General features: G+C 55.5%; 19 protein-coding genes. 12 read left to right on the top strand and 7 right to left on the bottom strand.

Annotated elements, in window-relative coordinates:
• Nucleotides 1-3 precede the first annotated feature (3 nt).
• The 8 genes from SOJ49_RS16170 (at nucleotide 4) to SOJ49_RS16135 (ending at nucleotide 8518) form a co-directional block, all read left to right on the top strand.
• Nucleotides 4-1839, top strand: a complete 1836-nt coding sequence (locus tag SOJ49_RS16170) for a TIGR03545 family protein (RefSeq protein WP_369855525.1) — start codon at nucleotides 4-6, stop codon at nucleotides 1837-1839.
• Nucleotides 1839-2402: a GyrI-like domain-containing protein gene (locus SOJ49_RS16165; protein ID WP_369855524.1), complete on the top strand. Its 564-nt coding sequence runs from the start codon at nucleotides 1839-1841 to the stop codon at nucleotides 2400-2402. The genes SOJ49_RS16170 and SOJ49_RS16165 overlap by 1 nt, the downstream gene beginning before the upstream one ends.
• Nucleotides 2403-2744: 342 nt before the next feature.
• Nucleotides 2745-3674: a LysR substrate-binding domain-containing protein gene (locus SOJ49_RS16160; RefSeq protein ID WP_369855523.1), complete on the top strand. Its 930-nt coding sequence runs from the start codon at nucleotides 2745-2747 to the stop codon at nucleotides 3672-3674.
• A 205-nt stretch (nucleotides 3675-3879) separates the two neighbouring features.
• Nucleotides 3880-4734 (top strand): VOC family protein, encoded by an 855-nt coding sequence (locus SOJ49_RS16155; protein ID WP_369855522.1) that lies wholly within the window; start codon nucleotides 3880-3882, stop codon nucleotides 4732-4734.
• 38 nt (nucleotides 4735-4772) lie between these two features.
• A complete protein-coding gene (locus SOJ49_RS16150) occupies nucleotides 4773-5474 on the top strand; it encodes a class II aldolase/adducin family protein (protein ID WP_369855521.1) in 702 nt (233 codons plus the stop codon).
• Nucleotides 5475-5566: 92 nt separating this feature from the next.
• Nucleotides 5567-6187, top strand: a complete 621-nt coding sequence (locus SOJ49_RS16145; RefSeq protein ID WP_369855520.1) for a TRAP transporter small permease — start codon at nucleotides 5567-5569, stop codon at nucleotides 6185-6187.
• The gene (locus SOJ49_RS16140; protein WP_369855519.1) at nucleotides 6181-7440 is read left to right on the top strand and encodes a TRAP transporter large permease; all 1260 of its coding nucleotides are present in this window, start codon (nucleotides 6181-6183) and stop codon (nucleotides 7438-7440) included. The genes SOJ49_RS16145 and SOJ49_RS16140 overlap by 7 nt, the downstream gene beginning before the upstream one ends.
• Before the next feature lie 109 nt (nucleotides 7441-7549).
• Entirely contained in the window at nucleotides 7550-8518 is a 969-nt protein-coding gene (locus SOJ49_RS16135) for a TRAP transporter substrate-binding protein (RefSeq protein ID WP_369855518.1), read from the top strand.
• A gap of 52 nt (nucleotides 8519-8570) precedes the next feature.
• Here the strand turns inward: SOJ49_RS16135 and SOJ49_RS16130 are convergent, their stop codons facing one another.
• The 7 genes from SOJ49_RS16130 to rsxA all read right to left on the bottom strand — a co-directional run bounded on the left by SOJ49_RS16130 (nucleotide 8571) and on the right by rsxA (nucleotide 14067).
• A complete protein-coding gene (locus tag SOJ49_RS16130) occupies nucleotides 8571-8831 on the bottom strand; it encodes an RnfH family protein (RefSeq protein WP_369855517.1) in 261 nt (86 codons plus the stop codon).
• Nucleotides 8832-8886: 55 nt separating this feature from the next.
• The gene (locus SOJ49_RS16125; protein WP_369855516.1) at nucleotides 8887-9564 is read right to left on the bottom strand and encodes an electron transport complex subunit E; all 678 of its coding nucleotides are present in this window, start codon (nucleotides 9562-9564) and stop codon (nucleotides 8887-8889) included.
• Between the two features lie 24 nt (nucleotides 9565-9588).
• On the bottom strand, nucleotides 9589-10233 hold the full coding sequence (gene rsxG / locus SOJ49_RS16120; protein ID WP_369855515.1) for an electron transport complex subunit RsxG: 645 nt from the start codon (nucleotides 10231-10233) through the stop codon (nucleotides 9589-9591).
• A gap of 1 nt (nucleotide 10234) precedes the next feature.
• Nucleotides 10235-11341, bottom strand: coding sequence for an RnfABCDGE type electron transport complex subunit D (locus SOJ49_RS16115; RefSeq protein ID WP_369855514.1), 1107 nt, complete (start codon nucleotides 11339-11341; stop codon nucleotides 10235-10237).
• A gap of 2 nt (nucleotides 11342-11343) precedes the next feature.
• Complete coding sequence (gene rsxC, locus SOJ49_RS16110) at nucleotides 11344-12882, bottom strand: electron transport complex subunit RsxC (protein ID WP_369855513.1); 1539 nt, start codon at nucleotides 12880-12882, stop codon at nucleotides 11344-11346.
• 1 nt (nucleotide 12883) lies between these two features.
• Entirely contained in the window at nucleotides 12884-13411 is a 528-nt protein-coding gene (locus tag SOJ49_RS16105; protein WP_369855512.1) for an RnfABCDGE type electron transport complex subunit B, read from the bottom strand.
• Nucleotides 13412-13494: 83 nt separating this feature from the next.
• On the bottom strand, nucleotides 13495-14067 hold the full coding sequence (rsxA, locus tag SOJ49_RS16100) for an electron transport complex subunit RsxA (RefSeq protein ID WP_369855511.1): 573 nt from the start codon (nucleotides 14065-14067) through the stop codon (nucleotides 13495-13497).
• 350 nt (nucleotides 14068-14417) lie between these two features.
• Here rsxA and nifL point away from each other — a divergent pair, with 350 nt between their 5' ends.
• The 4 genes from nifL (at nucleotide 14418) to SOJ49_RS16080 (ending at nucleotide 19822) form a co-directional block, all read left to right on the top strand.
• Nucleotides 14418-16016, top strand: a complete 1599-nt coding sequence (gene nifL / locus SOJ49_RS16095; RefSeq protein WP_369855510.1) for a nitrogen fixation negative regulator NifL — start codon at nucleotides 14418-14420, stop codon at nucleotides 16014-16016.
• Between the two features lie 12 nt (nucleotides 16017-16028).
• Nucleotides 16029-17636 carry a nif-specific transcriptional activator NifA gene (nifA, locus tag SOJ49_RS16090; RefSeq protein WP_369855509.1) on the top strand — a complete coding sequence of 536 codons (1608 nt, stop codon included), beginning with the start codon at nucleotides 16029-16031 and terminating at the stop codon, nucleotides 17634-17636.
• A 319-nt stretch (nucleotides 17637-17955) separates the two neighbouring features.
• Nucleotides 17956-19488, top strand: coding sequence for a nitrogenase cofactor biosynthesis protein NifB (nifB, locus tag SOJ49_RS16085; protein WP_369855508.1), 1533 nt, complete (start codon nucleotides 17956-17958; stop codon nucleotides 19486-19488).
• A gap of 55 nt (nucleotides 19489-19543) precedes the next feature.
• Nucleotides 19544-19822: a 4Fe-4S binding protein gene (locus SOJ49_RS16080; RefSeq protein ID WP_369855507.1), complete on the top strand. Its 279-nt coding sequence runs from the start codon at nucleotides 19544-19546 to the stop codon at nucleotides 19820-19822.
• The last annotated feature ends 25 nt before the right edge of the window (nucleotides 19823-19847 follow it).

Raw genomic sequence — 19847 nt, 5'->3', positions numbered from 1 at the left:
GACATGTTGAAATGGATTCGCTGGTCTGGACTGATAGGCTTTGCTGCTGTCGTGGCGCTGTTGGCCGCATTTTTTTTACTGGCAGCCGGGCCGCTGGTCAAAATGGCCATCGAAAGTGTCGGCAGCAAGGCGGCCGGTGCCAAGGTCAGTGTTGATAATGTATCTCTGACCTTGTCGCCGCTGGGCTTCGAGCTGCAGCACCTGATGGTTGCCAACGCCGACAAGCCGATGGAAAACCTGCTGGAATTTGACTCCGCTGTTGCAACCGTCGACCTCGGCCCGTTATTGATGGGAAAAGGGATTATTGATGATCTGAGCGTCAACACCCTGCGTTTTAATACCGCCCGGACGACATCCGGGGCATTGGAAAAAAAGGCCGATTCCGGCACCAGTGGCAGCGGCCAGGATCAGGATAAAGAACCCGGTATTACTGAAGCGCTGGTGAGCCAGCTGCCATCGGCAGAAGAAATACTGGCACGGGAATCACTCAAGACCGAAGCCGCAGGCAAGGCGTTTACAGAAACCTTCGATCGTCGTCAGCAACAGCTGGATACTGTTCTGGCAGACGTACCGGACGAAGCTGCCCTGAAGCAATATGAAGTGGAGGTCAAAGCCATCACCACGGAAAAAATCACCTCACTGGATGATTTTAACCAGCGTAAAAAACGCCTGGAAGCTCTGCGCGACCAGTTCAAGGCCGATAAAAAAGCCGTCAATAGCGCCAAGGATCTGATTGGTGAAACACGGGTTGAAATCACCCAGCGACTCAAAGACCTGAAAGCCGCACCGGGTGAAGATCTTGCCAGCATTCGGGATAAATATCAGCTCAACGCCCAGGGTGCCGCCAATCTTAGTGGTTTGCTGTTTGGTAATCAGGCGGGTGAGTGGGCGACCGAGGCGCTGTATTGGTACGAAAAAATCAAACCCTATCTCGCCTCCGGTGACGACGAAGACTCGGAGCCGGAATATCAGCGCCCTGACGGCCGTTATATCCATTTTCCGACCAATAACCCGTGGCCAGAATTTCTGGTTCGCCACAGTGGCATCAGTGCCGAGACCAGTGCCGGTAACCTGGCCATTACCGGCACCGACCTGACCCACCAGCAAGCGGTACTGGGACGTCCGGCGCGGATCGATATTGACGGTGCCGGCCTCAACAAGGTCAAGGGCCTCAAACTTAATATGATTCTGGATCATCGTCAGGCCATCGGCCGCGATACGCTGACTCTGGATGTGACTGACTGGCAGCTGGACAGCGTCAACCTGGGGTTGGGTGATACCCAGCTGGAATCAGCCATGGGTCAATTGCAGGGGATGGCGCAGATCACCAGCGGCAAGGGCAAGGATGAATTATCTTCCCGACTGCAAGGTCAGTTTGGGCAAGCGGCGTTCAGTGGTGCCGGACACACCGTGTTTGCCCAAGAGCTGACACGGGCACTGGCCAGCATCAAGCAATTTACCATCGATGCTCGCGCCAACGGAGAGCTGACCAGTCCGAAACTTGAGTTTGGTTCGGATATCGACAAACAGCTGAATAGCGCCTTTAACCAGCGTCTGCGCGAACAGCAAGACAAGCTGGAAGCCAAGCTGCAAAGTAAATTAAACGACAAAATCAGCGAATACGCTGGCCCCTATGCCGACGACCTGCAGGCTCTGAACACCGCAGATAGCAGCCTGACGGACAAGCTGGCCCAGCTGGAAGACATGGCCCGTGCCGAACTGGACGACTACGTTGCCGAGCAGAAGCAGGAAGCCAAAGACAAGGCACAAGCCAAAGCAGATGACGAAGCCGACAAGCTGAAATCAAAAGCCAAAGACAAGCTCAAGAGCCTGTTTTAATGACGCTGGCGACTGCACTACCTGTTGTCATCAGCCAGTCCTCGGACTGGCTTGACCCCAATTATATCCGCCCCGACAGGCTGGTGGATCTGCTGGTACTGCCATCACTCAGCCTGCTGGTGGTGGATCACCGTGGCCCATTGGAATTAATGCCGGGCACGATCCGCCAGTTGATTGGACAGCGTCGGCTCTTGCATCTGCACCCGGACATCAGTCGCACGTTTAACCTGATGTATTACCCTGCGCCAGGTGTTGAAGGTGACTGGCATATTGGTATTGCCGCCAGCATTCCAGCGTCGCATAAGGCTGAGTTGTACGCCACGACCTTGCCGGATGGATTCCGATTACATTTGCTGGGTTCAGGTGAGTACGCTCGTGTGCGGATTCAGGGTGGGGAAGCCGGATTGGGGGTGGCGTTGAACTGGCTGATCAACGACTGGCTACCGGCGTCCGGTTATGAACCGGGCGAAGGGATTTGTCTGTTTGAACGGGTCCAGTTCCCGCCGTTTGTGGAGCCGGAAAACGCGCTGGTGGACATTCTTGTACCGGTTGAGCCGCGTTGAAATAACGCGGTTGTATTAATCTCGCTAGCTCCTGGGCTGGCTGTGGCCAGCTGCTTACTGGCCATAATAGCTCTGATTTCCCTCGTTTTATCTCCTTGTTTACCTTCGCCTGGTTATTGCCTGGTTATTTTATTGCTGCATGCCCGTTGAAGATGGTTCTTCTGGTCACGCTATGGAATATGGGATCGAAACCCAGCAACGCACCCCAACAACGCACCCCAGAATCGCAATCCAGAACCGCAACATGGAAACGAACCGTTATCCTGAATTGTCTTGCTTGGGTTGCCTTGTTTGGGCACTTTGTTGAGGACAGATTACAGCCGGGAGAGATGGGGAAATATCATGCAGAATTTCAGTTGGATACGTCGGGTCAAACTGCAGCAGCTGCGCGCCGTGCTGGCACTGGCGGAAAGTCCCAGTCTGGTGCGAGCGTCGGAAAGCCTGAATCTTAGTCAGCCAGCCGTCAGCAAAATACTGCGCGAGCTGGAAACCGACCTGGGTGTGGAGCTGTTTACCCGCACCAGCCGTGGCAGTCACACGACCCCGATGGGCGATATGCTGGTCGAACGTGTACGGGTTATTTTTTCCCAGCTGGAGCGTGTGGCTCAGGAAATTCATGATCTTAATGAGGGACTGAGTGGCCATGTGGTGGTGGGGGTGCTGCCAGCGGGCGGCGCGGATTTTTTACCTCGGGCGCTGGCGAGCCTCTACCGCGCCTATCCCGGCATCCGGGTGACAGTAATTGAAGGCACCTACGACCACCTGATTCCCCAACTTCAGCAAGGTGCTATCGAAATGATCGTCGGGCGTATTCCTGCCTACCGCTTTCGTGACGGTCTCGAAGTGGAGCCCTTGTACGAGGAGAATATTACCTTTGCCGTCTGTCCGCAGCACCCGCTGTTGTCCCGACCTGCCGTGGCTCTGAGTGATTTGTTGGAATGGCCCTGGATCATGCCGCTGGCTGATACCACCTTGCGACAAATGGTCGAAAGTGCTTTCCACGATGCCGGACTGGATTTGCCTGCCGCGCCGTGTGAGTCCATCTCGGTGATTACCAACCGGCGTCTGATTATGGAAACCGATTACATTGCCGCGTTTCCTACCCAGGTGATCCAAACCGATCTGGATACTGGCCTGTTGGCTGCTATTCCGATTAGTCCGGCGAGATCCTTTGGGGCGGTGGGTATCAGCCAGGTAAAAGAGCGACCACTGTCGCATGCGGCCTTGCGTCTGGTCGATCAGCTGCGGGCAACGGCCCGGCGTTATGAATAACACCGCAGGATGGAGATGACGATAAGCAGGCAGGCGTTACTGGTTGAATTCAGGGAGATAGTTACTCTGGTTATGGCGGGGAGCCTATTATTCATTACCAGCAATAGGGAGGGTGTAATACATTAAATCCATAACGTGAACACAGGTTCTGCCCAGCGCTGAAACCCGAGCACGACACACAATAAAAATAAGCAGGAGTTTGACGATGTCTGATATTACCGACGTTCGTTACGTCCGTTTTGGTACCCGTAATTTGCCCGCAGCAATCGATTTTGCCACCCGTATTGTCGGTCTCGAACTGGTGCGCCAGGAACATGGCAGTGCTTACTTTCGCTCCGATGATCGTGATCATACGCTGTGTTATTTCGAAGGCGACCCCGGCGATCATACGCTCGGTTTTGAAGTCAGCGACGTCAGCCAACTGGATTGTGCCGCTGCGGAACTGGAGCAGGATGGCTTGCTGGTGCGGTTTGGAACGCAAGACGAGTGTGAGCAGCGTTATGTCCATTCCTTTCTGACCTTTCATGATCATACCGGCAATAAAATCGAGCTGGTTTGGCGTCCTCATGCCAGTGGCCGCCGTTATTTCCCTTCACGGGATGCCGGGATTACCGGCTTTAGTCATGTCGGCTTGTGTTCGAAAGATCCGGCCCGTGATGAACAGTTCTGGACCAAGGTTTTTAATGCTCGGGTGAGTGACTGGATCGGGCCATCGGCACTGTTACGGCTGGATGCCATTCACCATCGGTTGGCCTTGTTTCCGACCAATCGATCCGGTGTTCAGCATATTAATCATCAGGTTGATAGTATCGATGACATCATGCGCTCCTGGTACTTCTTGCAAGAGCAGGGTGTAAAAGTAGTGTTTGGGCCAGGTCGTCACCCGACATCGGGTGCCCGCTTCCTCTACTTTGAGGGGCCGGAAGGCATGGTCTATGAATATTCCTGCGGGGTATCCGAGGTTGATGAAGCGACCCATCGGCCTCGTCAGTTTCCACTGGAACCGTCCGGGTTCTGCATGTGGGGTTCAAAGCCGGATATTCCTGAGTTCAAGAGTTAAGCCGGGCACACACAGCCCCCGATCACGAGATCTGATTTATGACGACACATCCTCACCCTCTGGAGGAGAGCATTCTTGTGCCTGCTGCCAGCCAAATCCTGGTTCGCCGTGCGGCGCGTGCACTGGATCGCCATGGTCTGGTGCACGCCTACGGCCATTGCAGTACTCGCCTCAGTACCACACATTTTCTGGTGTGCGCACCCAAGCCGCTGGGCACTATCGGGCCACAGGATACTGGCACTGTGGTGTCTATCGACGGTGATTTGCCTGAGCATGTGTTAGGTGAAGTCCGTATCCACCGTGAAATTTATCGCCGCCGCCCGGAAGTGAATGGCGTGGTTCGCAGTATGCCGCCATCAGCGATGTCGCTGTCGGCATTGGGGCGAACGCCTCGAGCCTTGCACGGTATGGGCAGTTACTTTGCCCCTTGTCCGGAACTCTGGGATGACCCACAACTGATTCGGTCTGACGAGGCGGCCAATGCCCTGGCAGATCAGCTTGGTGACGGCAGTGCCATTGTGATGCGTGGCAACGGCGTGGTCACGGCCGCCATCTCGCTCGAAGAGGCTGTTTCATTAACCTGGTATCTCAATGATGCCGCCCGGGTAGAGCTGGATTGCTTGTCGATGGCGCAGGCGGTGCGGGAGTTGAGCCTGGCGGAAGCACACCAGCGAGCGACCCGAAGCGGGCGTATTTTTGAACGTATGTGGGATTACCTGAGCTGGGGAGACCCGGAATGAATCCGCTGGCATCGAGCCTGGCTGCCACTGCTGTTGTCGAAACAGCCACAAAGACACGTGGCGTTAACACTGACCCAACAGGAGTACTGATCATGTTGTCAAAATGGAGTGCCCGGCTGGCTCGGCTAGAGCTGGCGGCAGCCGGTGTGATGCTCACTCTGGTGCTGGGTTTGTTATTGCTCAATATTGTTACGCGGGCGCTTGGTCAGGCGTTGTTCTGGGTGGATGAAGCTGCAGTACTGGCGATGGTATGGATGGCTTTTCTGGCCAGTGCCGCCAGTTTGCATAATGGCACCAATATCGCCATGACCTTGCTGGTTGAGCGTTTGCCAGCACCCCTGGCACGGCTGATGGACGTCCTGGTGACTTGCATCCTGCTGGTGTTTATCGGCCTGTTGCTGCTGATGCTATGGCGCTGGTTCGACCCTCTGACCCTGTGGCAAATGGATGGCGATTTGGCTGCCTATTCTGTGACGACGTTCAATTTTATCTATGAAGAACCGACGATGACGCTGGGGCTTCGCAAGGTCTGGTTCTGGCTGGTTCTGCCTCTGTTTGCGATGGGTTCCGCATTGCACCTCGGGGTTCGACTGGTCACCAGTCTGCAGGCTTTGAGGTCGACCGGCAATACGCAAGGTACGACCGCTGCTACGTTCACAGGTACTTCTGCTGCAACGGGTGATACGACAGTAAAAGGAGAAAAATCATGGTGATTTCCGGCTTTTTTATACTGTTGGTTATTGGTGTACCGATTGCCTTTCTGTTGGCGATGACAGCACTGATCTATATCTATAGCAGCGGTAACCTGGTACTGCTCAGCTCCTATCCCCAGCAGTTTTTTGGCGGCCTGGAAAACTACGGCTTGCTGGCGTTGCCGCTGTTTATTCTGGTCGGTGAGTGTATGAACGAAGGCGGGATCGCCCGGCGTTTGATGGCGATGGCGATGGCACTGATTGGTTCGGTACGTGGCGGCCTCGCTTATGTGAACCTGCTGTCCAATATGATGATGGCATCCATTCTGGGGTCAACCGTGGCGCAGATCACCATTATGACCCGTGTTGCGGTGCCGGAAATGGAAAGGGCTGGCTATCCCAAAGACATGGCGGTGGCTTTAACCGCAGCGGGTGGGCTGTTGGCACCGATTATTCCGCCATCCATGCTGTTCGTGATCTTCGGGGTCATTGCCCAGATTTCCATCGGCGACCTGTTTATCGCCGGCATCATACCGGGACTGTTGCTGGGGCTGGCATTTTTTGCCCTGCTTGGATGGATGGCTCGTCGCCACGATTTTCCCGCCAATCAGCGTATGAGCTGGCGTCAGCGTCTGGCATCGTTCCGTAACGGACTTGCCGCCGGGCTGGTGCCACTGGCGATTATTGGCGGTATTTTATCCGGCCTGGCGACACCGACAGAATCCGCTGCGCTGGCGGTTGTAGTCGCGGTGCTGGTGGGTCGTTATGTATACGGCGAGTTTGAACTGGCCAACCTTTGGCCAGCACTGCTGCGCACTGCCCAAAGCTCCGCCATTGTGTTGCTGTTGATTGCTGCCGCACAGGTGTTCAGTTGGGTGATTACCTTTGAAAACCTGCCCGGTCTTACAGCAGCATGGTTGCAGGATGTGTCTTCGTCACCACTGGTCTTTTTGTTGCTGGTGACCGGTTTGCTGTTGCTCATCGGTATGATACTTGACCCGATTCCAGCGCTGATTCTGGTTGTGCCGGTATTGCTGCCGGTTGCGACCTCAGTGTATGGCATTAACCCGTTTCATTTTGGTGTCGTGGTTTGCCTGACGCTGGTGCTGGGTTTGCTGACACCACCGGTTGGATCAGCGCTGTTTACCGCTTCTGCCTTGTCCGGTGTCAAAGCCGAGCGTATTGCCTGGCTATTGGGGCCTTATCTGGGTGCCATGTTGCTGGTTGTACTGCTGCTGGTGTTTTTCCCTTTCCTCGTTACGGCGCTGATCTAAGCCAAATAATGTATGAGTAGCGGGTCATCCCTGTTGCTCACCGCTGACCATGGTTTGGTCAAACCTCTCAAATAATAACAATGGCAGCTTGTCTGCCCAGGAGATACAGATGAAAACAATCACGGGTTATCTATCCATGTTGCTGGTGGTGCTACTGCTACCGACAATAGCTTGTGCCGACACCTTGCGGCTGGGGTTGATTACTCCGCCCAGCCATCAGTGGACGCTGGCGGCCAAGGCGTTTGCTGACGATCTGGAAAAGAACAGTGACGGCAAGCTCAAGGTACTGATTTTCCCATCCGGTCAACTCGGCAACGAAGCCCAAATGCTGCAGCAGTTACAGACCGGTGCTCTGGATATGGCCTTTTTGACCGCCGGTGAAATGGCGAATCGTCGACCAGACTTCGCGGCCTTGTTTGCGCCGTACCTGGTGAATACACCGGAAGATGCCATGTTCCTGCTGCATGGGGAAACGGCAACCGGGATGCTGACCGAGCTGAAAACCCTGGGGCTGGTCGGGCTTGGTTATGGTATGGCCGGATTCCGCCAGATTGTGATGCGTAATGAAGTCCACAGCGTGGATGATCTGAAAGGTAAAAAAGTCCGTACGATTCCAATTGAGCCTGAACGTGATTTCTGGACAAAAATTGGTGCGGCACCCACGCCGATTCCACTGCCAGGACTGTACGATGCTTTTGCCAATGGCCAGGTTGATGGCATGCAAATCGATTTTGAAGGCACCTGGAATGCCCGTTACCTGGATTATGCCGGTAGCGTCATTTACTCCTCGCATATGTTATTGCCTATGGTTGGGGTGGCATCAGGCAAACGCTGGAACGGTTTGTCCGTCGCCGACCGGCAGCTGATCAAGTCTCTTGTTGGCAAGCATCTGGATAAAGTGTTTTCGATCTACTCCGATCTTGACCAAAGCTATCTGGACAAGATCAAAACGTCGAAGGTTCCGGTCACCAAGGTAGGTCGTGAGTTTTTTGGTGACGCGGTGGATCGCTGGTATCAGGAGTGGCGTGTCAAAGCTCCCGCGCTGAAGGCACTCGAAGCAGAAGCGGCGGCACTGTAGGGTGCTGCTGGATGCAAGGACGCTGTATTAAAACAAACGCCCGTCTGGGCGTTTAGTCATCATCCTCATCATCGTCATCCAGATTACGGGTAATCGGACGATACACTTCAACGCGATCACCGTGTTTTAACGGAGTATCGGGTTTGGCAAGCTTGCCAAAAATACCGACGCGCTGCTGGTCGAGATCGATGTCGGGGTAGTTGTTCAGCAAGCCGGATTGGGCGACCGCTTCGGCCAGCAGACAGGGCTCTTCGACGTCGAGTTCAATCCAGGGCTGGTCGTTGCCAATGGCGTAAATAACGCTGATGTGCATGGCGTGTTCCTTCAATATTTAATCCGGCTTTTGGCGTTACGTTGGTTTGGGTAACTCAGCAGTGGCTCTGGATCGTGACCAGTCCATTGTTCGTGGAGGCTGGCAGGCGACGGTCTATCATGCGTTTGATCACGATCAGAAACCCCAGCGCCATAAAGGCACCCGGTGGCAATATCGCCAGCAGGATACCGGAGTAGTGGGGAATAACTTCTGTCTCCAGCCAGGCAAAGTGGCTGCCGAGCAACAGTGAGGCATTGGCGAACAGGGTGCCGGTGCCGAGTATTTCGCGCATGGCACCAACCGCAACCAGTACCCAGGTAAAGCCCAGTCCCATGGAGAGGGCATCGGCCGCTGCCAGAGCCACCGGCTGTTTGCTGGCGAAACTTTCGGCGCGACCGAAGATGGCACAGTTGGTCACAATCAGGGCGATAAATAACCCGAGCACCTTGTACAGATCGTGGAGAAAGGCGTTGATGGCCATATCCACCATGGTCACAACGGTGGCGATCAATACAATTAATACCGGTATCCGTACTTGCGGGCTGATCACGCCGCGTACCGCTGAAATCATGATGTTAGTCAGCAGCAGCACGGCGAGGGAGGCGATCCCCATACCGAGGCCGTTGGTAGCGCTGGTAGTGACGGCCAGTAGCGGGCAGAGGGCAAGCATCTGCCCCATGGCAACGTTGTTGTCCCACATGCCTTCACGAAAAATCTGCCGATAATGGTTCATATCATGCTCTCCTGTTCATTGCCGTCATGACGCTGGCTGTTGTTGACGCCACTGGTTGAGTAGCAGCAAGCCCTGATGCACGCCTTTAACCACGGCTCTGGGGGTAATGGTGGCACCGGTAAACTGGTCGAAGCGGCCACCGTCCTTTTGTACGGCCCATTGCTGTTCCGAGGTATTGGCGAGAGATTTGCCGTCAAAGCCGGTGATCCAGTCGCTTTTGGGGCGTTCGATCTTGTCGGCCAGCCCCGGAGTTTCCTTATGGCTGATGATACGGACGCCCAACAGCTCGCCCTCCGGCGTGGTGGCCAGAATCATGTCGATGATACCGCCCCAGCCAGCAATGCTGAGCTGCAGTGCCAGAGCCGTGATTTCGCCGTTCCGCCGCGCCAGCATCAGCGTGGCCGGGCCGTCCAGCGCCGGGCTGGAAAGCTGCGCGGTATCACTGAGCGGATCATTGTCGTAATAACTCTGTGGCAGCACCTGCGCCAGCATGGCGAGTTTGTCCGCTATCTGGTGGTCTGCGATCGACTGCTGGGTGCCCAGGTTACCGAGCACCAGCAGCAGGCTGACGATGGCGCAGGCTCCACCCAGTAACAGTGCCTGATACAGTGGCTGGTCGCGCCAGGACGGCTGCGGTTGTTTTATCGGCTGCTCGAGTGGTTGTTCCATGTCATACCACCTTGCGCTGTGCCGGTACGTGTTTGATGGCGTCGCCGGAGCGGCGGCGGCCATAAGCTCGGGGTTTGGTCACGCGGTCGATCAGTGGCGCTAACGCGTTCATCAGCAGAATGGAAAAGGCAACGGCTTCCGGGAAGCCACCCCAACTGCGAATAGCAAACAGCAGGACGCCGCAACCGGCTCCGAAGGTCAGCTTGCCGACGGGTGTTGAAGGTGAGGTAACGTAGTCCGTAGCGTAGAAAAAAGCCCCGATCATGACGCCGCCAGAAGTGAGGTGGAACAGCGCTCCGGCGTAGGCTTGCGGGTTACTGAGCTGTCCGAGCCAGGCCAAAAAAGCCAGCGAACCCAGCATGGATACCGGAATATGCCAGCTGATGGTTCGGGTAATCAACAACCACAGGCCGCCCAATAGCACCAGCAGTTCAGAGGTTTCCCCCAGACTGCCACGGGTAAAGCCAAAAAAGGCATCGTAGAGGGAAAAGTTTTGGCTGAGCATGGCCTCCAGGTCGGCACCTCCGGCAGCAGCAGCCTTGCTGGCCCCCAGCCAGGTGGCACCTGTGATACCGTCTGCGGCATCACTCATCCAGGGTTGACCAGCAAAGATAATACCAAACGCATCGGCCAGCCCCGGCGCATTAGCACTGTCGATAGGCATCACGTTCACCCAGGTGGTGAGCTGTACCGGGAAGGAAATCAGCAAGGCGATACGTGCCAGCAGGGCCGGGTTAAAGACGTTCTGGCCAATACCACCATAAATCTGTTTGCCGATGGTAATGGCAAAAAAAGCACCACCGACACCAATCCACCAGGGTGCCCAGGGTGGCAGAGTCAGCGCCAGCAACCAGCCAGTGAGCAGGGCCGAGCCATCCCCGAGTCGACTTAACGGCTGTTGTTGCAAATACAGACAGGCCAGCTCGGTCAGGATGGCAGCCAGACAAGTGGTGACAAATAGCACCAACGCTGGCCAGCCAAAGCAGTAAAATCCCCATAAACTAACGGGCGTCAGTGCCAGGCACACGCGCAGCATGATGCGATCAATACTGGAGCGGTCATGGGCATGAGGTGAAGCAGTGGGGTTGTACTGGACGTCGGCTGTCATGGTTATGCTCCCGCGTTGTCGGTGGTGGAAGCCGCTTCGGCTGTGTCAGCAGCGGTAGTGCTGCTTGCATCTGCAGCGGACTCGGCTGTTTTGCGCGGTTTTTTGACTTTGGCTTTTTTAGCCTGTTTCGCTGCTTCCTTGGCAGCGGCTTCTGCTTCCAGTCGCTCCTTGCGGGCGGCCATCAAATCCTGGGTATAGGTCAGCTTTTGCTGGCTGGCACGGCTTTCGGCCAGTTCGCCCTTGGCGTATTCAAAGTACTGCACCAGTGGAATATGAGAAGGGCAAACATAGGCGCAGGAACCGCACAGAATGCAGTCACGCAGTCCGGCATCCTGAGCACTGTCGAAGTCGTCCTGCTTTGAGCTGCGTGCCATCTCCAGCGGCAACAATCCCATTGGGCAAGCATCAACGCAGCGGCCACAACGAATACACGGCGATGGCATGTGTTCATTGACTTCGGCACGGGTCAGAGCTAATACCCCAGAGCTGCCCTTGATCAGGGGGACGTCGGTGGTTGGCAGTACCTGGCCCATCATCGGGCCACCCATCAGTAGCCGTGCCGGGGTGGCGATCAGTCCGCCACAATGCTCAAACAGATGCCTGATGGGGGTACCCAACAGAGCTTCAACGTTACGGGGTTCGCCGATACAACCGCCAGCAACCGTGGTGATCCGGGAAATCAGCGGCTTGCCATAAATCAGTGCTTGCTGAATGGCGTATACCGTGGCGACGTTGTGCACCAATACCCCAATGTCGTTGCTGCGTTTGCCCGCAGGGACTTCCAGTCCGGTCACTGCCTGAATCAGCTGTTTGGCGGAACCCATGGGATAGCGGGCAGGCACCACCACGATCTCAATCGCACCGACATTGGCGGCGGCTTCTTGCAAGGCCGCAATCGCCTGGGGTTTGTTGTCTTCAATGGCGATGACTGTGCGATAGGCTTCAATGATGTAGCGCACCAGACGGGCACCCTCGACAATCTCGACGGCGCGTTCACGCATCAGCCGGTCGTCGGTGGTCAGGTAAGGTTCGCATTCACTGCCATTCACAATCAGGGTCTTGATTTCGAAACGGCGGCCCTGACGCAGTTTGATCGCAGCGGGGAAAATCGCGCCGCCCATGCCGACAATACCAGCCTGTTCCACCAGTGTGGCCAGCTCTTCCTGAGGCATGGCAAACGGATCCGGCGGCGGTGTCAGCGCGATCCATTCTTCCTGGCCATCCGGTTGCAGGATAATGGCTTTGGCTGGCAAACCTGACGGGTGGGGCATGGTGATCGTGTCGATAGCCGTAACCGTACCGGACGTCGGGGCGTGAATATTGGCAGAAAAACGCCCTGCTGCGGCGGCAATCCGCTGGCCCTTGAGTACTCGCTCACCGACCTGTACCAGTGGCTTGGCGTCTTCACCAGAATGCTGGCACAGCGGCAGCCAAAGCGTGTCGGGCAAGGGCAAATGGCTGTTGATTTCAAAGCGGGCACTGTCAGCCTTGTGGCCGTCGGGGTGCACGCCGCCGCGAATGCGGCCGAGTCCGAATAACATATCAGGCGGCCTCTGGTTTCGACCAGTGCCAACGCTCCAGCGTCACAGGTTGTGTGGTCAGGCTGATGCAGTCTTCAGGGCAGGCTTCCATGCATTGGCTGCAACCGGTGCAGGCCTTGGAGACGACGACGTGGATCTGTTTGCTGGCCCCGACAATGGCATCGGTAGGGCAGGCTTTGTAACAGCGGGTGCAGCCGGTACACAGGGTTTCATTAATGGTGGCCAGTTGTGGCTCCGGAGAATCTCCCAGAGTGGAAAGGTCGATATCCAACAAGCGGGCGAGGTTTTCAGCCAGTGCCCGGCCACCAGGAGGACAGCAAGTGACATCGGCATTGCCGCTGGCGATGGCCTCTGCTGCTGGTGTACAGCCAGGAAATCCGCATTGGCCGCACTGGCTGCCAGGCAGCATTTGTTCGATTTCTTTCATCATCGGATCGTCTTCGCCAGTGGCAAAGTATTTGGCTGCCAGACCAAGCAGGCCTCCGAGAACCAGGCCTAATAGAGTGAGTACCAGAGTTGCGATCAACATAATGCCTCCGAAGATCCTGTTTGCCGGTCTGCCCCGGCGTTTGGGTGGTAGGTGAAAAACAGCTGCCGTTCGAGACGGCAGACTCAGATCATTCCGCTAAAGCCCATAAATACCAGCGACAACGAGCCAGCCGTAACCAGGCTGATCGGTGTACCGCTAAACAGCTCGGGCACATTGGCCAGTGCCAGTCGTTCCCGTAGTCCGGCAAACATCACCATGACAATCACAAACCCGAGTGCCGAACCGAGACCAAACATCAGGCTTTCGACCAGATTGTGTTGTTCGGTGATGTTCAGTAAAGCAACGCCCAGCACTGCGCAGTTGGTGGTAATCAACGGCAGGTAAATGCCCAATGCCTTGTGCAGCAGCGGGCTGGCCCGGCGAATCAGTACTTCGGTGAACTGCACCACGGCAGCAATAATCAGGATGAAGGACAGAATGCGCAGGAATTCAATGCCCAGTGGTTGCAACAGCCAGTGTTCAATCATCCAGCTGCACAGCGCCGACAGCGTCAGTACAAAGGTCGTCGCCAGACTCATGCCCCAGGCGGCTGATACATTGCTGGATACCCCCATCAGTGGGCACAGACCAAGGAACTTCACCAGTACGATGTTGTTGACCAGCGACGTGCTGACCAGAATCAACAGATATTCCATAAGGCCTCCTGAATCTCGGGCGGGTCTGTCGTATCAGCTCAAAATTGCATTTCCTGTGCCACGGGATTGGCCGTAGCTGCTGTTGTATCGAAGCGACAAAGGAATGACTGCAAATGGTGCGCAAAGGCTTGAAAACAGGGCATTTGATTGAAAAACGACAAAGATTTTGTTTGTCGTACTTGCGACAAACAGTAAAAAACCGGGAAATGCCATTGTTGCATTACTGACAAATGTTCGCGGCATTGTCGGGCAATTGACAGAGAACATGGGCGTTACGGTTAATTATTGTGGCGGCATGCTCCTTGCTCCTACCAGAGGGTGTACCAACACGTCACCGACCAGGAGCTGTTATGAGTAACGTCAGACTCTCGCCAGAACAGGCCGCCGCCGCCAGGCTCGAAGAAAAGGGGTTGGCAGAAAAAGGCATCAGCGATATTCACCCGGAAGGTGTGCTGTTGCCCGAGGAGGTATTTTTTCAGGCGGTAGAACATTCGCCTGTGGCCATTTCCATTACCGATCTGAAGGCCAATATTCTTTACGTTAATCGTGCGTTTACTCAAGTGACGGGGTACGGCGAAGACGAAGTGTTAGGGCATAACGAATCCATCCTCTCCAATCACACCACGCCTCGTATTGTCTATCAGGCGTTATGGGGCCGGTTGGCGCAGCAGAAATCCTGGACCGGCATGATGCTGAACCGGCGCAAGGACAAGCGCCTGTACCTGGCCGAGCTGACGGTCGCGCCGGTTATCAATGAAAACAACGACACCATCTATTACCTCGGCATGCATCGTGACGGTTCCGACATGCACGAGCTGGAACAGCGGGTGATGAACCAGAAGCTGATGATGGAAGCGGTACTCAATTCGGTGCCTGCCTCGGTGCTGGTGCTGGATGAACACCACCGTATTGTCTCAGCCAACCCCAGCTTCCGTGCCTTGGCGGCGGATTTGCTGCGCGATGAACCACTGGAAACCGTCGTCAACGTGATCGGCACCAAACTGGGCAGTGCCTATCATCAACTGCTGGAAGATCGCCGCAGTTTTGACGACAAGGAATTCTCGCTGGATTACGGCCGTAGCCGGGGACGCTGGTACTCCTGTTTTGGCACCACCATTGATGTGAAGTGTGAGGAAGCCGACGGCTTCTTTGAACAAACTGTGCGCCACTATGTGTTGTTAATGATCAACGACATTACCGATATACGGCGTCGCCAGGAGGAAGTGCATCTGAATGCGCTCAAGGCGCTGATGGCGGAAGAAGATCTGGTGCAAGGCATGCGGGAAACCGTCAATGGCGCGATTCACCAGATGCAGGGTCCGGTTAATCTGCTCGGAACCGCCGTCAGCATGTTGCAGCGGCGCACAGGTGCTAACCGGGATGACGCCTTGCTGGGAGCGTTGGAGGAAGCGCTGACTGCCGGGAACGGTGCCATGGACAGTATGCGGGATGCGATGCCTGCTGCGCTGGAAGAGAGCAAGAAACCGGTCAATATTAACGAGCTGCTGCGGGAGTCGCTGGCATTGTCTACTGAACGACTATTAGCACAAGGAATTACCGTTGACTGGCAACCGGCATTGCAATTGCCCGCAGTGATCGGGCGGGAACGGCGCTTGCGCAGCATGTTCAAGCAACTGCTCGACAACGCCGTGGACGCCATGAGTGAACGCACGGTGCGCCATCGCGAGCTGACCATTATTACCCGTAGTGAAACGGGAGGTGTGTGCTGTGAGATTATCGATACCGGGCCAGGTATCGCCCCAGCCTTGCAACTGAAGGTCTTTGAACCCTTCTTCAGTACCAAAACCTCCGGCAACGGCTGCCGTGGTATGGGACTGCCCATGGTGCACGATATCGTCACTGATCATTCAGGTACGGTGCATATCGACCTGTCCCACCGAACAGGATGTCGCGTTGTTGTGCGACTCCCGTTTATCTCGTCGCATTAGGAGGCCAACGTGATGACAACCTCCCGATTAGCGGCTGGTGGCAAGCGTGTTAACAGTAAGGCTGAGTTGATGGAGCGGCAATTCCGCTGCCTGGCGGAAGTCGCCGGAGTGCTGTCGGAAGCTCGCACCATTGAGGAAACGCTTACCGGAATTCTGGGCATCCTGCATAATCATTGTGGCTTGCAGCATGGTGTGGTCAACCTGTATGACCCCGAGAACAGCACACTGCAGGTCGGTGCCGTGTACCGTGAAAATGACGGTGGCGGCAAGACACCATCGGTCAAGTATCAGCCTGGCGAAGGGATCGTGGGGCGGGTGCTGTCGAGCAATCAGTCGATCGTACTGGGGCGTATCTCCAGTGAACCGAGATTTTTAGATCGACTGGAACTCTACGATCTGGAACTGCCATTTATTGGTGTGCCGATCCGGGATGGCAAAGGCAAGGCAATCGGCGTACTGGCCGCCCAGCCTGATGTTCCCGCCGATGACTATCTGGCTGAACGCACCGAGTTTATGACGGCGGCAGCCAATTTGCTGTCGCAAACCGTGCGCTTGCTGGTGAACCAGGAAGAAGGCCAGACCATTGCTCGTGAGCGCGACGAGCTGCGTCGGGAAGTACGGGTGAAATACGGCTTTGACAACATGGTTGTCGGCCACTCTGATGGTATGCGGCGGGTGTTTGATCAGGTGCGTCGGGTGGCCAAATGGGACAGCACCGTGCTGATTCTGGGGGAATCCGGTACCGGCAAGGAGCTGATCGCCAACGCTATTCACTACAACTCGCCGCGGGCGCACAATCATTTTGTCTGCCTGAACTGCGCCTCCTTGCCAGAAAATTTGCTCGAATCGGAATTGTTTGGCCATGAAAAAGGCGCGTTTACCAATGCCATCAAGCAGCGCAAGGGCCGTTTTGAACAAGCCGACGGGGGCACCTTGTTCCTGGATGAAATTGGCGAAATCTCCGCCCTGTTTCAGGCCAAACTGTTACGGGTGTTGCAAGAAGGCGAACTGGAGCGGGTCGGGGGTGGCCAGACCATCAAGGTCAACGTACGTATCGTTGCTGCGACCAACCGCAATCTCGAAGAAGAAGTTGAAAAAGGCCGCTTCCGCGAAGATCTCTATTACCGTCTTAATGTCATGGCGATCCAGCTGCCACCACTGCGAGAACGGCTGGTGGATGTGCCGGAATTGGCCACCTTCCTGCTCGACAAGGTATCCCGCCAGCAAGGTCGCCCCTTGCGATTGACTGACAACGCCATTCGCATATTGATGAGCCATGACTGGCCCGGCAATGTGCGGCAGTTGGAAAACTGCCTCGAACGGGCAGCGGTGATGAGTGAAGAAGGGGTGATCGACAGCGACGTGATTGCGCTGCCAGATCATCAGCGCCAGGGTAGTGTCAGTACCGGCAATGGCAGTACGGGCTACAGCAGTCCTGCACCGGCAACAGCCTCCAGCGTTGATCTCGACAATCCTGAAATGGATGAACGCGAACGCCTGATCGCAGCTCTTGAACAAACCGGCTGGGTGCAAGCCAAGGCAGCTCGTTTGCTCAATATGACCCCGCGTCAGATTGCCTATCGGATCCAAACCATGAAAATCAATGTGCGCAAACTGTAGGGCCAAGGTTCCGTGCTCTGCCGTTGCGCCGAATGCGCTGCTGATGTGCCAGGTTCTCATCGGTACGGCTGGAACGACTGCCGACGGTGGGGCATTGCTACATCATTGAACATTCCTGCCTTTGTACCCTACACCACAAAAATACTCCCTGATGTGCTGTATGTAACACGACAAATTGCCAGTTGAAAATGTAAAAAATCAATGAAAACAACGGGTTGTATTTAGGCATTGGCATTGCATCGATCTGTTAGCAACCGGCCCACCCGGGTTATCAGAGATTCACCTGCCGCAGGCAGGTCACAATGAAGGAGCTGAGACCATGCAACTGACAGTGCTTGGACAAGACGAAAGCAACGAGGCGGCAGCAGCAGAAAGCAGCAGCTGCGCCTCTGGCTCGTGCGGCAGCGATAACGACCAAATGTCGCAGCTGCCTGATGCAATTCGTGACAAGGTAAAAAATCACCCGTGTTACTCCGAAGAGGCACACCACTACTTTGCTCGTATGCACGTAGCGGTCGCCCCTGCCTGTAACATCCAGTGTCATTACTGTAATCGCAAGTATGACTGCTCCAATGAATCTCGTCCCGGAGTGGTATCTGAGGTATTGACCCCAGAAGAAGCCGTGATGAAAACCAAGGCCGTGGCGGCCAATATCCCGCAAATGACCGTACTTGGCATTGCTGGCCCTGGCGACCCGTTAGCCAACCCTGAACGCACGTTCGAAACGTTCCGTATGCTGAGCGAACAGGCTCCAGACATCAAACTGTGTGTCTCCACCAATGGTCTGTCGCTGCCGGATTCGGTTGAAGAACTGGCGAAGCATAATATCGATCACGTCACCATCACCATCAACTGCGTAGACCCGGCTGTTGGTGCCAAGATCTATCCCTGGATCTACTGGAACAACAAGCGTATCTACGGCGAAAAAGCCGCCAAAATCCTGATTGCCCAACAGCAAAAAGGCCTGGAGATGCTGGTTGAACGCGGCATCCTGGTGAAGGTTAACTCGGTGATGATTCCTGGTGTGAACGACGAACACCTGAAAGAAGTTTCCCGTACGGTCAAATCCAAAGGCGCTTTCCTGCACAACGTCATGCCGCTGATTTCTGAATCTGAGCACGGCACTTTCTTCGGCATCATGGGCCAGCGTGGGCCAGAGCCAGAAGAGCTGCAAGACCTGCAGGATGCCTGTTCCGGTGACATGAACATGATGCGTCACTGCCGTCAGTGCCGTGCTGATGCGGTTGGCCTGTTGGGTGAAGATCGGGGTGAAGAGTTCACACTCGACAAGATTGCCGCCATGGACATCGATTACAACGCGGCGATGAAAACCCGAGCCGTTGTACACGCCGGTATTCTTGAAGAACTGGACGAAAAAGAAGCCAAGCGTAGTCGTCTGGCAGCAGTTTCCGTCCCCTCTGCGGAGAATGCGATCTCCAGCAGTCTGCGTCCGGTATTGATGGCCGTAGCCACCAGTGGAGGTGGTTTGATCAACCAGCACTTTGGCCATGCGACCGAATTCCTGATCTATGAAGCCTCACCCAAAGGCGTGCGCTTTATCAGTCACCGCAAGGTTGATCAGTACTGTGTTGGTGATGACGCTTGTGGTGAAAAAGAAAGTGCCCTGGCCGGTTCCATTCGCGCCCTCAGCGGTTGTGAAGCGGTGCTTTGTTCCAAGATTGGCTACGAGCCATGGTCCTTGCTGGAAGACGCGGGAATCGTGCCTAACGGTGAACATGCCATGGAGCCTATCGAAGAAGCCGTGCTGGAGGTCTACAAGGAAATGGCCGCCAACGGTCAACTTGATGACGCGGCTGAATCTGCACCGGCAGCAGAACGGGTCTCTGCCTGAGTCATAACCCGGCCGGGGAATACCCCGGCCATCCACTGCACCCTCGGAGGTTAGCATGGCGTTATCTATTGTTGATTCCTGCGTGAACTGCTGGGCCTGTTACGACGTATGCCCCAGCGATGCCATTTACGAAAGCAAGCCGCATTTCAAAATCAATGCCCGCAAGTGTACCGAGTGTGAGGACGACTACGCCCAGCCTCAGTGCGCCAGCATTTGCCCGATTGAAGAAGCGATTCTTGATGCCAGCGGCATGGCGATTAACCCGCCAGGCTCATTGACCGGTATTCCGCCAGAAAAAATGGCTGAAGCCCTGAAAGAAATCCAGGCCCGCTAACGGTCGTAAGAACTCGTCGCAACAG

The organism is Candidatus Thalassolituus haligoni (assembly GCF_041222825.1).
Classification (GTDB): domain Bacteria; phylum Pseudomonadota; class Gammaproteobacteria; order Pseudomonadales; family Oceanobacteraceae; genus Oceanobacter; species Oceanobacter antarcticus.
The sequence above is the reverse complement of the archived record's forward strand: the minus strand, read 5'-3'. Positions and strand labels throughout refer to the sequence as shown.